Source organism: Streptococcus azizii, assembly GCF_001984715.1.
GTDB lineage: Bacteria > Bacillota > Bacilli > Lactobacillales > Streptococcaceae > Streptococcus > Streptococcus azizii.
On record NZ_MSPR01000022.1, the window covers coordinates 19,163 to 33,829 of the forward strand.

Consider the following 14,667-nt stretch of genomic DNA (forward strand, 5'->3'; position numbering starts at 1 on the left):
CAGAAGAAATCATTTCCTAAATTGGTTATCTATCATCAATGCCTTACTTATTTGTCACGTTTGGCATAGCGCTCTTTTGCTTCTTTCGTTGTTTCTGTTCTTGGTTCTGCTTCTTTTAATTCGGAATCTTCCTTCTTGGTTACTTTTACATAGTCAACCCAATAGTAGGATTCTACATCTTCGCCATTCATCAGCTTAACAGCTACATTCGCTGCTGTGTGAGATTGATTGAAATGATCATTTAAAACAGTTCCTGTCAACTCACCCTTAGCAAGAAGTTCCATAGCGTCTGGAATTGCATCCACACCAACAACTAAAATATCTTTTCCAACTGTACGTTTAGCGGCCTTAATAGCTGTTACAGCCCCTACGGCCATTCCATCGTTATTAGCAAATACAACTTCTAATTTATCACCAAACTGTTCAAGGGCTGAGGCGGTCACTTCCTGACCTTTCGCTGTATCCCAGTTTGCAAGGTAAGGCTCTGCCAAGGCCGCTTTCTTAATACCTGCGTCCTCAAGTGCTTTTACAGAATAAGTAGTCCGTTGTTGAGCATCTACGTTTGCTGGATCTCCAAATAAGGTAATATAATTTACGACACCATCACCGTTTAGATCTCCTTTAGAGTCGGTCGCTGCAATGATTTCCCCTTGGAAGGTTCCAGATTGAGTAGCATCTGCTCCCACATAGCTGGTTTTTCCAGGCCAGATTTCAAGCTCTGACACTTCTGGCTCACGATTGATTAAGACCACTGGAATATTAGCTGATTTTGCAGAATTGATAATACTTCCAGCAGCTGTAGGATCGACAAGATTCGCTAAAATCACATCTTTACCTTGAGCAATAAAGTTATTGATTTGCTCTGTTTGAGTCGCTTGGTCTTGCTTTCCATCTTGAATATCAAGGACATATTTGTCCCCTGTTTTCTTACTTAGCTCTCCAAAATAATTTTCTAATTCTTCACGATACAAGGTCATAAAGTTATCGTCAAATTTATAAATAGCAACACCTACATTGTAGGTTTTTCCAGAGCCAGAGTCTCCTCCCTTAGCACCGCAAGCTACAAGGAAGATTGCCAAGAAGGCAACTACTAAATATTTTAAAGATTTCATCCTAAGACTTTCCTTTCTTTAATCCTAAAAGATATATAACCATTTGAAAAATGAAAGCGATTTCTTTTACTTTTATTTTATTATTTTCTACACTTTTTGTCAAGGTTTTAGTAAAATTTTTAGTAATTTTATCACTCTGAAACGATGGACTCTCTACCTATTGATACTCAATGAATATCAAAAATAGAGAATAACAGCATAGGATAAAGGCAGGAACAACAGTTTAAATAGCACAGCAGAGAAAGCGATTCTATCCTGCAAAGGAGCTTGCAAATATTGAAATATTCTCGCTTACTACAAAAGGGTAATTTTTAGTAAAAATAACTGATTTTGATGGTAAGTCGTTACATTCTAGCTAGCGAAAATCTGTCTAGGTTAGAGATTTACAGCAAAGTTTCGCTTGAGCTGGTTTGAAGAGATATTTGAAGGGAACAGGCTGAAAAGCTCCAGTCGTGGTATTCATTCATCAAGGCTCTTGACCAAGTATCCTGTTGATTTTTAAAAAGCATTAGGCACAGTCGCTCTATTTGTAAGCAACTGTGCCTAATTGTCTACTTCTTAGAAAAGTAACGTCCTGCCTCTACTTCTTTCGCTTATTTCTTTCCTTTTTTCTTTTTAGCTTTCTTCCCTACCTCTCCGGCAAAGAGAAGACTTGCTAAACCTGCTAAAGCTAGATGTAGTTGAGATTTAGAAGCTGTTTGAGGAAGGCTTCGCGCTGCTTTTCGAGATAGCCCTTGGGAAACAGGGACAATCTTTTCTCCTTCCTCTTCCTGAGGAGCTAGACTGTCACCTTTTTGTCCTTGCCCTTGATCGACAGAAGACAGTGGAGATAGGTGTGGCTTCGTTATCGTGTCCTTAGGAACTTGTCCTTCTTTAGCCCCTACTTCGATAATCTGTGCCTGTGGTTCACCCACAATCATATCTGATACAATCCGCTCCCTCACTTGATCACCGAGCAGCATCCGTTCGATTTGTAGCCTTCTTTGTCCTTCTTTACCGACTTGAACAATTTGACTCACACCTTTAGGAAGATCTCGATTTATGCGATGAATCGTCTCAAACGCTATCGGTTTGAATTCTTCTCTAATAGATACTTCAAACGGATATGCTTCAAGTTCTGGTCTAGTTAGTGGCTCTACTTTTTGCGTCAACTTAGGAACTGAAGGTTTTGGAGTCTCTTGCATCAGCTCTTTATAGTAGGTTTTAAGCTCATAGATTTCTTGACCCGCATTCTCCCAGACAAGATAGACTGCTAAAAGATGTTTCGCCTCTGCTGTAAGGGTAAGATTCGCAAAGCTATTCCTTACATTCCCTAGTTCAATCCACTGACTTTCTACACCTTGAGCATGTGGTCCAGTCTCCCCTGTTACCAAAGCAAGTGCTCTGATTGGTTTATTCTCACTTGCGGTCGATACTAGGGTGATGTGATTATGGTGAGTGTTTTCAGAAAGGCGGTAGATAAGTCCTCCAGTAGGCGTGTCCGCCTTATAAGCTGTCAGAAGTTTACCATCTACAACATTTGTTGCGAGGGAGTCACGACTTTCTGATCCAGTTGTCATGACTGTCGGATCATTGACTTCTTTGACAAATTCGCCATCATTGATTACAAATTCTGTAAAGGAGACAAAGCGATGAGGATAAGCGGCAGTGACTAGAACCCGGAGATATTGAGCCTCAATAGGACTTGCAAGGCTTCCTTCAATATAGCGATTCCCTGGATTAGAGGCATCATGCACCCAGCCATCTGTTAACGAATCGTCTGCATTGCTATTCGTTACTCCATCACCAACTGTCACTAGGTCAACCCATGTCTGACCATCTGAGCTAGCTTGAATTTTACCATCTCTTAAATAGTTCACTGTCCCATCTTGGATATAAGCCCTCAGTTTTTGAATGTTTCTACGTTGTCCTAGGTCAATCAGAATGGTATCATTCTGTCTTGGTGTATCTGCAAACTCAACATGACGGTCCAATTTACCATCAAACAGATCCCCTAGATTATTAAGATTCCTTACGTCAGCAGAAGCATAATAACTATTCATTCCCATCGTTGTATGGACTAGGGTCGGGGATTTTATTTCTCTGGTCTGGACAGTTAAGCTCGTAGCTCCGATTTCCTTAGGCTGGTTGCTCTCATTTACCAAGCGAACATATCTTACAAGAGTTTGCTCTGATAGAGCATCTTTTGTATACCACTCCACGCCATTTGGAGAGTAGAGGAGTGTCAAATCTGTTTGACCTGTTACTCCGATATGACTCAACTCGTGCAAACGTTTCAAGCGGATTCCTATGTAATCACTTGGTTGTAAGGAAGCTCCCGGCTCTAGATTCATTTGGTAGCTGTCCTCTTCTACAATCGTTTTTGTATTTTTGAGACTGTCTAGAGACGTATCTGTATAATCGGTTACCCCTTCATTTGTTTTGGCACTAAATTCTGCTATCCGCCACCAAGCATTCATATCTTGCTGATTGCGGATCCGAATAGCTTTCGCATGGATATTCGTTGGTAGATTGATTGTCTTATCTCCAGTAACACTTGCCAATGTCTGCCAGTTTACAAGATCCTCAGAATACTCTACGACCCCACTCGCAATTTTATCGTTTGTTCCTTGGACAATCGTCACTTGAGAAACTGGTCGAACCTTATCTAGATTCAGTTGTATCCAAGCGCCGCTAGGGGTAGTATCACTTCCATCACTATTCGCATACATCGCTTCTGTAGCTGGATTCCCATCCAATGCTTTAGCCTGATTTGTTCCATATTTGTAAATGAGATTATCGCTTGTTGTGATCGTCCCTGTTACTTCATCGGTTGGTCTGACTTGTTCAAGAGGACGATTGACTGCAATTTCTCGAACTCCCAGCCAGGTGTTGCCTTTTGGAGCAGTTGCAATGAGTCGGACAGCCTTGGCTTCAATATTCAGATCCTCAAGGGTCAAAATGGATTCATTTCCTCGGTAGGAGTGATTATCCAGAGAAACCCACTGATTCTCTTTATTGAGGTACTGAAGTTCTGCTTGACTGAAGGTATCGTTTAGATTTGACGAGGTTCCCATAGCAAAGCCTAGAGAATGGATCGGAATAAGACGGTCAAACTCAAGCCCCACAAAGTCTCCTGTCGCCAAACTATTCGGCGTTGTGCTTAAAATATTGGTTTCCAAATCGCCATCTGTAATCTTACCAATGTCTCTACTGTTCACTTCTCTATTAGTGATAAAGCGGGTTTGAACTTGCGTTGGGTCGAGCGCTTTTTCAACTTCTTGTGACAAGTTTTCTAAGAGTCCCAAGATAAATGGACGAATATGCTGAACCCCTAATTCAGCCTGTTGGTACCCATTGACATACCAAAATTCATGGGTTTGAGACTGTTTGTATAAGTCAAATCCAGCCTTATAATTTTCCCATAGAGTAGCCGTTTGCCCACTTCCGATGTATTTTGTTGCTTCCAATAGTTTTTCAAGTGCATCCATCTGATCAACCGTATTGTCCAACCAATAGATAATTTGGTCGCGCATACGTTTTGATCCATGTTCTTTGTAATAGAGAGCTGCATCTTTTAATTTTTTAAACTCTGCTTGTAGCTCTTTACGACTCGCACTCAACTCTTCCTTATTTTCTAACTTCGTGAGAAAGGCTGTCAATTTCGGAGCTAAGTCGATCGATTCTTCCAACTTAACTACACGGCTATCCATATTCTGGTTCACCATGTGTTTGCCAAGCTCCCTAAAGGCGCTAGAAGCCTCGCTGTCTTTAAACGTTGCATTCTCGACAAAGTTAAATGCTTGTTGGTTCACTTTTCTTGCTTCTTCTTCTGACTTCCAAATATTCCACGTATACTGGGCGACTGAGAAGAGGGCAATCTTGGAGGGCTCTGATTGCTGCATCGGATTGAGCATAATCCCTGCAAGCAAACTAGGGTCAACATTTGGATGAAGGAATTTTTCGCCTCCACCTAAGATGAGGTGCTGTTTAGAATTATCCGTTGTTGGCCAGTTAATCCACAACTGAATCGGACGGTAACGAGCTCCATCAGCAGTAATATTGGCGCGATATTGATCTAGGAATCGACTAGCCACTTCTCCCCAAATGCGACCGCCCGTTAGGGTCAGGTGACTACTCTCTGGAAGATTTCTATTGAGCGATTTCAGCTCATCCTCACGACCGTTCCCCCAATATTCATGGGGAACAAAGATCATTTCCTTACGCAAACCGCTGTACTGCACTTGTTTTTCTTCCAACCAATTTGTTAAGTCGTTCATTAAGCGATTGTAACTATCGAAGCCTCCTGCAGGATTTGGCGCATCGTCTGCCAAGATACCAAACTCACGGACACCAGAATCCAATAATTGACTAAACTTCATCTTAATGACATTCAAATCTTCCTGATAGACACGATCGTTATCAAAGCGCATCCGATTATGCATAAATGGATGAATCGTCCAAACATAGCGAGTCTTATGTTGATTTCCCACCCTTGCAAGTTCACGGATTTCTGCTAATTTTTCCTCTGGATAAAGCTCTCTCCACTTGCTGTTATGGTAAGGGTCGTCTTTAGGAGCAAAGAAGTATTGCGTCAGTTTTAAATCACCACCAAACTTCATCAACTCCGCCCTATCTTGGTTACTCCATGGATTTCCATAGTATCCCTCGATAAAGCCCCGATTTTTAATATCAGCATAGTCTTCTATCTTGAGTGTTCGCAATACTGGTTCGGGACTATCTTTGAGCATATGTTTCAAGCTCGTCAAACCGTAAAAGACAGAATCAGTATCCTTTCCAACGATAGATACTGCACCATTTCTTACAACAAGAGAATAAGCATCTATCTTGTCATATAAATCTGATGCAATTCCCTCTGTCGCTTGATGTTGGCTTGCCGCAGTCGTTTGTCCGTGAATGCCCAAGAAAATATTTGTCGCATTTTCTAAAGGAGTCGGGCTAGTTGTGTAGGAAATCTGATTGGCTTGTAACACTTCTTTTAAGCGATTACGAGTATAAATATCAATCCCTGGTCCAATGACGAGATTAACTGTCTGATCTAGCCTTACTAGCCCCTCTCCATAGACTACTTTCCGAGGATTTGGATAAATAGTGTACTCTTTCTCCAAATAAGACGGTGACTGGAGAGCCTGTGTAATAGTTTCTGGACTAGCAGGATTTGTCGCAGTATAGCTATCTGGTAACTCCACTGTTCCATCTGATACCTCAGGTGTCGGTTGTTCTGGTTGACTAGGTGGAGTTGGTTGCTCTGGCTGTTCTGGCGGAAGCTCCTCCTTAAACTCTCTGACACGAATTTCTGCAGCTGACATGAAGCGATTATTGCGATTGCCGTCTCCTAGAGTCTGAACTGCCTGTAATTTAAGATAACGGGCTTCTACAGGTTCAAACTCAGCCTCTTGCCAGTCCGCTCCCTCATTGAACCGGCCTGTTTTTACTCGCTGCCAATTTTGATTATCTGTACTTGCATAAACCTCGTACTCAATCACTTTACCATTAGGACTGCCATCTCTGCGTGCTGCATAGGCTAGAGCGTCAAGTTTACGTACTTTACCAGCATCAACTGTTAGCCATAGATTCGCCAAATCTGTTCCTGCCCAGGCTGAGTGCCAAATGGTATCTTTATCTGCATCGAGGGCATTCGCTATCTTGTTGCCCTCTCCAGGTTGAGTAGAGCCTGCTGTCGTAGTCGTTTCTGCAATCGGAACATAGTTTTCTGAAGGACTTTCAGGAACTAGGTGGAGAGTATACTCTCCTTGGCTAGTTTGATCTTCTGACTGAGTAAAGATTTTAACAATATTATTTTCAGCTGGTAAAACAGTCACTGCTACATTATGAGCTGTATTAGAAGCTGTAATCGTGTTCCCTTTTAAAACAGACATCTCTCTTGTGATCATATTGCCTGTCAATACTCGATCGTCGACTCTAATTTCAGTCAAGCTGGAGTCACTGGATTTTTCAAAAGATTCAAGAGCTGTCATTAACTCAACTTCTACAATTCCGACAGAAGGTTTACGGTTCCCCAAGTTTTGGTCAGAATTTTCAACAGTCATTTGTAGTACCACTGCTGGAATCGGTTGAGCTAATTGATAGCTCACCTTGGTTAAACCATTGACCTGTTCCCTTGCTAATTCAGTAGCAGCAACCGCACGCGCTTCTTCTCCTGCTCCTCTACTCCAGGCAAATTGGACCGACTTAGGAAGACGAAGAGACCAGCTATCTTGGTGGTAGTACACATTGACCTGACTAATATTTTGAGCTGTATCATAGGTAAACGTCAATGTAGCTGTTTTTTGTCCTGACTGGGAAGCCTGATAATTAGACCATAGAGTTGGATTTGGTCCTCCTGCATTGTTAGCAGAAGCAGTTAGTTCACGATTGTTGATAGCTGATAAGGTATCGGACTGTTGGTTTTCTGGAATATTTTGACTAATACTCACGGCAACGGGAGCTACATTTTGTCCGAGTGTGATTGTTTTGTCAGCTACACGGATGCTTGCTGTGACAGGTAGCACATCTCCCAATACATTGACCCGACCATGTACTTGAACCACTCCAACACGATGATAGACTTCATCAGCTGGCAATTCCCACTCAACTGGAAATTGGGATGAGAGTAAGCTGCCATCGGCTAGATAGGCTTGTGCTGTATCTGGTAGAGTTGGAACTTGACCTTTTTCCGTAGCGAGACTGATATTTTTAATAGCTGCTACCTGATCGATGACGGATACTAAAATATCTACAGGCAATCCTGTTTCTACCATCGTTCCCTTCGCTACAAAGGATTCACCGCTAGCCTGTGCCGCAGCAATTTCCTCTTGATTAAAGGTTAAAGATTGCTCACCCTCGCTACCATCTTGGTAACGCACTCGAACTGTCTGTGGTAACTGTAAGGAACTACCTTTTTTTAGATAGACCGTCTTAGAAGCTAGGTAACTATCTAGTACATTCCTATCGTTTTCCCTGCTTCCTTGAACAGAAAAAGTCACCTGAGCAGATTCTAAACCTTCTGAATGTGCAAGAACTCGTACCTCGCCACTTTCCCCCGTCATTTGGACAATAGCCAAGACTTTTCCGGCATAAGCCTTGCGATTGTTGTCTTGATAGGACTGGTGATCCACTGCATTTCCATTATCCATCGCTACCAATCGAGCAGGTCCCTCGACAGTGATAGAGACGCGATTATCAGCAGAAATCACTGGCCGTCCTTCAGCATCTCTGACATCGATCTCGATGTATTCCAAAGACTTATCCGTTACCTTACTTGGCTTCTTAACCGTGTGAGCAAGGAGGTGATGAGCATTAGAAAAACCTGCTATCTCCTTTGTTCCTACAGTATGAACGATTTCTTGATTAGCTGCGTCATAAGCCACTGCCTTTAATTTTCCAGTACGATAGGGAACATGCCAAGTTAGGTAAAGGTTTTGATGTTCTCTTGATTGTTTATCAGCACCAGTATAAATCTGGTAACGATGACCTGCTGCTGTTTGTTGTTGGGTAAACTCTTTCGTACCTAAGTCAGTCTCTTGACCATTTTCATCAATATGGATCAATTTGACCTTAGCAGCATTGGAATAAACGACCACTTCTACTCGATTTTGTCCATCTTTTGAAAGGGCAGATTCTTGCCATGTTCCGGGGACTAGGTGGAGGGTGGTGTCTTTCGCATTCCACTGACTCCTGTAGAAGTAGTAAGAATCCTTTGGAAATCCCGCCGTATCAACGATTCCAAAATAAGAGCTTTTAGGGGCTGGCCACTCACCAACAGACCCTGAACCAACCCCATTCCAAGGCGTCGGTTCTCCCAAATAGTCAAATCCTGTCCAGACAAATTCACCTGCAACAAAATCACGAGTCACCACATCGTACCATGCTTGACTAGCTACATGCCCCCATCCGACAGCACTTTGGTCGTAGGAAGTTAATTGTTTATCCGACCGTCTTGCATTGCCTTTAATATCATAGACACCGCGACTATTGACTGCCGAAGCGGTTTCAGACCCATAGATAATCCAGTCTGGATGCTCAGTATGTCCTTCGTCGTACTTCCTACCATCAGCATAGTTGTATCCGACAATCCCTTTCTGACCAGGATGTTGGCTGAGGGCATTTGCCATACCGATAGACTCTCGCCATTTATCCTTTAACTTATTATCCCCTAGCGTCGCTGGACGGGAATCATCCACCTCAGCTATCCAGTTGATCAACTGAGTAATAACCTGCGGATAATTGGATACATTTCCAGAAAAGCCCTCCATTACCTCATTACCAGTTGACCACATGATAATAGATGGATCATTGATACCACTTTTGACCATCTGTTTCAAATGATACTCAGCCCAAGTTTGATTTGCAGTCGCATTAGCTAACCCCTTGACGCTGTCACCGATTTGGACATTAAACCACCTTGCATAGTCATTGATATTTCCATTTTTAGCATAGTGCCATGTATCAAAGGCTTCATCAATAAGGAGCATCCCTTTACGATTTGCGATATCTTTCATAACACGAGCAGCTGGGTTATGAGTGACTCGAACAGCATTGACTCCCATATCTTGTAGAATATCAAACTGTCTCTCAATCGCATCGTAGTAAGCAGCTGCTCCTAGAGACCCTTGATCATGGTGCATGGAAACTCCTTTGAGTTTCATGGATTGACCATTCAATGCAAAGCCAGTATTGCTATCAAACGATAGAAAGCGGAAACCAACTTCTTGACTCCTAGATTGGATTTTCTCATCGTTTTTATAGACATCTGTTCGTAAAATATACAGAGCTGGATTTTCTAGGGACCATAAATCTGGCCGAACAACACTAAACTGATTGCGGATAGTCGTTTCTTGATTGGCTTCGACTGCTCTCAAAACGGACTTTGCTGATTCTGCAACCTTTTCCCCTACACTACCATCGCTATTGCGTCTAAAGAGACTAGATTGAACCGCAATCTCCCCTGTTTCTGTCCCTTGATTAAGAACCCTCGTCTCTACGACTACTTGACTTCCCTGATCTGACGCATAGGTCGTTGCCAAATCTGGCGTTTTCATGACCACACCGTATTGGGCTAAGTGAATAGCAGGTTCAAAGTTCAAGTGAACAGAGCGGTAAATCCCACTTCCAGAATACCAACGTGAACTTGGCAAGTTATTCACCACTTTGACAGCGATTACATTTTCTTGATTCGTTTTAATATAGTTTGTTAAATCAAAGCTAAATGAAGTATAACCGTTGGGGTGAACACCTAAAGACTGACCATTGATAAAGACTTCCGTTTCCATATAAGCCCCATCAAACTCTAGGCTAACACGTCCCTTTGCTGCTTCTTCCCCAATCGAAAAGACCTTGCGGTACCAGCCGACACCGCCTGGCTTATAGCCACTTTCTGCCTCTCCTGATCTTGTATAGTCTTGCGTCAAACTAAAATCATGAGGCAGATTGATGGTTTTCCAACTCGAATCGTCATATGTAGGAGTTGAGGCACCTACCCTATCCCCTAGGCTAAACTTCCAATCGTTATCAAACTGGACTCTTTTATCCTTTTCATTGTAATAATTGATTTTTTGCCATACTTCTGGAGAGGTGACCGAGGACAAGTCTGGTTGGCTCTCTTCGACAGAACGAACCTTTCTTGTAATAGGTTTGCTATCATCATTTGATAGGCTAGCAGAGGGCGAAGTAGCTAGCTGATTTGTTGTAGGGACAGAATCTACTGTCAGAGTGGGAGAGCTAGGCTGGTCAGCTTCAGGCGCCTTACTAACCTCTGTAGTCTCCTCGGGCCTAGCGACCTCTTGGCTCTCTGTCTTCTCCGTAGTCTCTACTGTGGAAGCACTCTCTACTTCTTCTGCTGGTTGTTCTACATTTCCTAATGTTGGTGATGGATCTGTAGCAACAGGCTCATTGGTCTCTGCTACTGGATTAGCGACCGACTCTTCTGCTGCAGATTCCGGATTGCTCTTCTCAACTGACTGAGTGACTTCTGCCCCTCCTGCTTCCACTACTTCTTGAGCGCTGGCTTGTTCACCCAAAAAACTAAGCCCAATCAAAACCGAGCAAACTCCTATGCTTGCCTTCCGAATACTATAGGTACATTTCTTTTGCAAGAAAAACTTCTTCATTATAAACTCCTTTTCTTAAACTAAGGCCTTTTGACGAACCACTTTCCCTCCTATTCTTTTCCTTTATTAAAAGCCTATGTTAAAAGATGTATACATTATCCTTATATTAACATATATATTGTAAGGGTTTTCTTTTGTTTTGTCAATAAAATAAGGAAGTAAATCATCACCTTGTTACTATTTTCTGCCACTAGTCTAAAAATATCTTTACAGCTCCTATCGTTTGCTATTCGATAGATAACATAAGCTCCTAAAATTTTCATAGGGACACCATATTATGAAACTATTTTCTAACCATGCTCTCGCTTCACTTCCCCCCCCCTACTGTGAGATTCTCTTACCTATCGGTGCTATCGTCTAGCGAATCTTCCCATGCCTTATTGTCAACAGTATTGCTGGCTCGCGAATCATACTATAGTCGTTTAGTTTATACCTAAAGGTAGCCACAGCTGTAATTGACTAAATCTGAAACAGCTGCGTCTCTTTTATTACTTCGATGAGTGAAAAGCTCCAGTGGAGGTTTTCAGCCTACCACCTTCATTAAAAAAGTGATCGTTAGAAACTCCGTTTCCCTATTTCCAACCTTGCCCACTTCGCTCTCAAATTTCTAGGCTCAGGCTGAAACAGTTCACCGAACTGTTTCACTCTCCCAGACTAGTGGAGCAAGTACTAAAAGTAAACTAAACATACTATATTACAAAGGATACAGTTGAAGTAAGAAAACTCCCAGCCTCAAATTTCTCACGGAAATAGCCACTTGGACATGTAGAGGGAGAAGATTTTTTAACTACTGATAATCAATCCGTTATTCTATAGAGTATATTTACATAACATATATTATGTAAATATACTCTATAGATAGTTCCTATTTTACTGGAGCCGTTGCAAAGGATGTTCACTTATGGATATGGAAGAAACTATCCAGTGGAGAATTATTTAGATAGTAAGGTACACTTTTAGATACACAAAAACTCCCCTTAGCGTTTCTAGTGAATGTTTTCACTGTCCGCTATAAGGGGAGTATATCAGAAAGAAGAGATTTATTTTCTCTTCTCAGGTTGTAGACAAAGTATCTCTGAGAAAATTTGTCAATGTCAACATCGAAGAATAATATCAGTGCTTTTATCTCTTCGTGAAAAGGCGAGCGAAGCGAGCCCATAACGGCTACTTTACGCCGTAGCAAAAAACACCAGAAACGTTCTGTTTCTGGTGTTCGGAGATTTTGAGACTCAGGCTCAAAATCTAAGCATGAAATCCCGTAGGGAGTTGCTGCCGTCCGTGCTACCTAAGTAAAGTATCATATTAAAATAATCGTTTTGGAGAAAATAGACTTTTTCTTCAGTCTAAGAAGAGATTTATTTTCTCTTCTTTTTTGCTTTCTTCATTTTATTTGCCATCCGTTTCATGGATTGCTTCATGGCAAATTCTCCGATTTTACCTTTTAATCCTCCACCGAGCATTTGACTCATATCCGGCATGCCTGCCCCTTCAAAAGGAGACATATCAGGCATACCTCCTTGCCCCATCATATTCTCAAGGGCTGACATGTCCATATTGTTTGGTAGGTTTTTAGGGAGATTGTTCGGGTTAATCCCCATCTGTTTCATCATCTTGTTCATATCACCAGACAGGACACCTTGCATCATAGTCTTGGCTTGGTTAAAATCCTTGATAAATTTGTTAACTTCGATAAAGGTATTTCCAGAACCATTAGCTATCCGACGCCGACGACTGGGACTCAGCAAGTCAGGATTTTCTCGCTCAGCCGGGGTCATTGAGGAGACAATCGCTCGCTTTCTGGCAATTTCACGCTCATCTACCTTGAGATTAGCAAGGGCTGGATTTCCTGCCATCCCTGGAAGCATCTTGATTAGATCCTCCATAGGTCCCATATTTTGGACTTGATCCAACTGGTCGATAAAATCATTGAAATCAAAGGTGTTCTCGCGCATTTTTTCTGCCAGCTCAAGCGATTTCTTCTCGTCGTATTCTTGAGAAGCCTTTTCAATCAAAGTCAGCAGATCCCCCATGCCAAGGATCCGACTGGACATGCGGTCTGGATGGAAGGTTTCAATATCTGTGATTTTCTCACCAGTCCCGGTGAATTTGATGGGTTTGCCTGTGATATGACGGACAGAGAGCGCTGCACCACCACGGGTATCCCCATCAATCTTGGTCAAAATCACCCCAGTTACTTCCAACTGATTGTTAAACTCACGCGCAACATTGGCTGCTTCCTGACCAATCATTGCATCGACCACGAGAAGGATTTCATTTGGCTGGGCAAGTGCCTTAACATCCCGTAATTCGTCCATCAGCACCTGGTCAATTTGCAAACGCCCTGCCGTATCGATTAAGACATAATCATTGTTATTTTGATGAGCCAGTTCAAGACCTTGCTTGACAATCTCAACTGCGGGTACACCTGTTCCCAACTCAAAGACAGGCACTTCAATCTGTTGCCCCAAGGTCTTTAACTGGTCGATAGCTGCCGGACGATAGATGTCTGCTGCAATCAGTAAGGGACGGGCATTTTCTTCTTTTTTGAGTTTATTGGCTAATTTTCCCGCAAAAGTAGTTTTACCAGCCCCCTGCAAGCCGACCATCATGATGATGGTCGGAATTTTGGGTGATTTGATGATTTCTGCCGTATCGGCTCCCAAAATCGCTGTCAACTCTTCATCGACAATCTTGATAATCTGTTGCGCAGGATTTAGGGTTTCAATCACTTCGTGACCAACCGCACGCTCACGAACTTTTTTGATAAAGTCTTTTACAACCGGAAGCGCGACGTCCGCTTCTAGAAGAGCTAGGCGGATTTCTTTGGTTGCCTCTTGGACATCACTCTCGCTAATTTTTCCCTTGCGGCGTAAGTTTTTAAAGACATTTTGCAAACGTTCTGTTAAGTTTTCAAAAGCCATGATAGTCTCCTTTTATTCTCTATTATCAATACTGCTTAAAATAGTAATCTTCTCCTGCAAAAAGCTATCTTCTGGATAGCGTTTGAGGAGTTGGTCAAAAATCTGACTACGGACGATATAATCAGAATACATGTGCAGTTTCTTCTCATAATCCTCTAAAATCTTCTCAGTTCGTTTGATATTATCGTAAACTGCTTGACGGCTGACTTGAAATTCTTCTGCAATCTCAGCCAAGCTATAATCATCCGCATAGTAAAGTTCGATATAGTTCATCTGTTTATCGGTCAAAAGTGCCGCATAAAATTCAAATAAGGCATTCATCCGATTTGTTTTTTCAATTTCCATACCCATTATTATATCAAATTTTTCTTGTAGGAGAAAGTTCTACTCCTGAAAGATGAACTGCTCCCTGTCAAGTGGACAGTGAAATAATAAAAGATTAAGCAACGGCCTTGTTCCTCATTTCAAGAGGGGCAAGGCCGTTGTTGCGCTCTTGAAAACGTTCATGATTGTAAAAATGAATAT

General features: G+C 42.2%; 4 protein-coding genes. All 4 read right to left on the minus strand.

Annotation, left to right across the window (positions count from 1 at the left end):
- Positions 1-47: 47 nt before the first annotated feature.
- Positions 48-1,112, minus strand: coding sequence for a galactose ABC transporter substrate-binding protein (locus tag BVE84_RS09210; RefSeq protein WP_076996732.1), 1,065 nt, complete (start codon positions 1,110-1,112; stop codon positions 48-50).
- 593 nt (positions 1,113-1,705) lie between these two features.
- A complete protein-coding gene (locus BVE84_RS10795) occupies positions 1,706-11,221 on the minus strand; it encodes a glycoside hydrolase family 2 (RefSeq protein WP_076996733.1) in 9,516 nt (3,171 codons plus the stop codon).
- A gap of 1,355 nt (positions 11,222-12,576) precedes the next feature.
- Entirely contained in the window at positions 12,577-14,142 is a 1,566-nt protein-coding gene (ffh, locus tag BVE84_RS09220) for a signal recognition particle protein (RefSeq protein WP_076996734.1), read from the minus strand.
- A 12-nt stretch (positions 14,143-14,154) separates the two neighbouring features.
- A complete protein-coding gene (locus tag BVE84_RS09225) occupies positions 14,155-14,487 on the minus strand; it encodes a putative DNA-binding protein (protein ID WP_076996735.1) in 333 nt (110 codons plus the stop codon).
- Positions 14,488-14,667 lie beyond the last annotated feature (180 nt).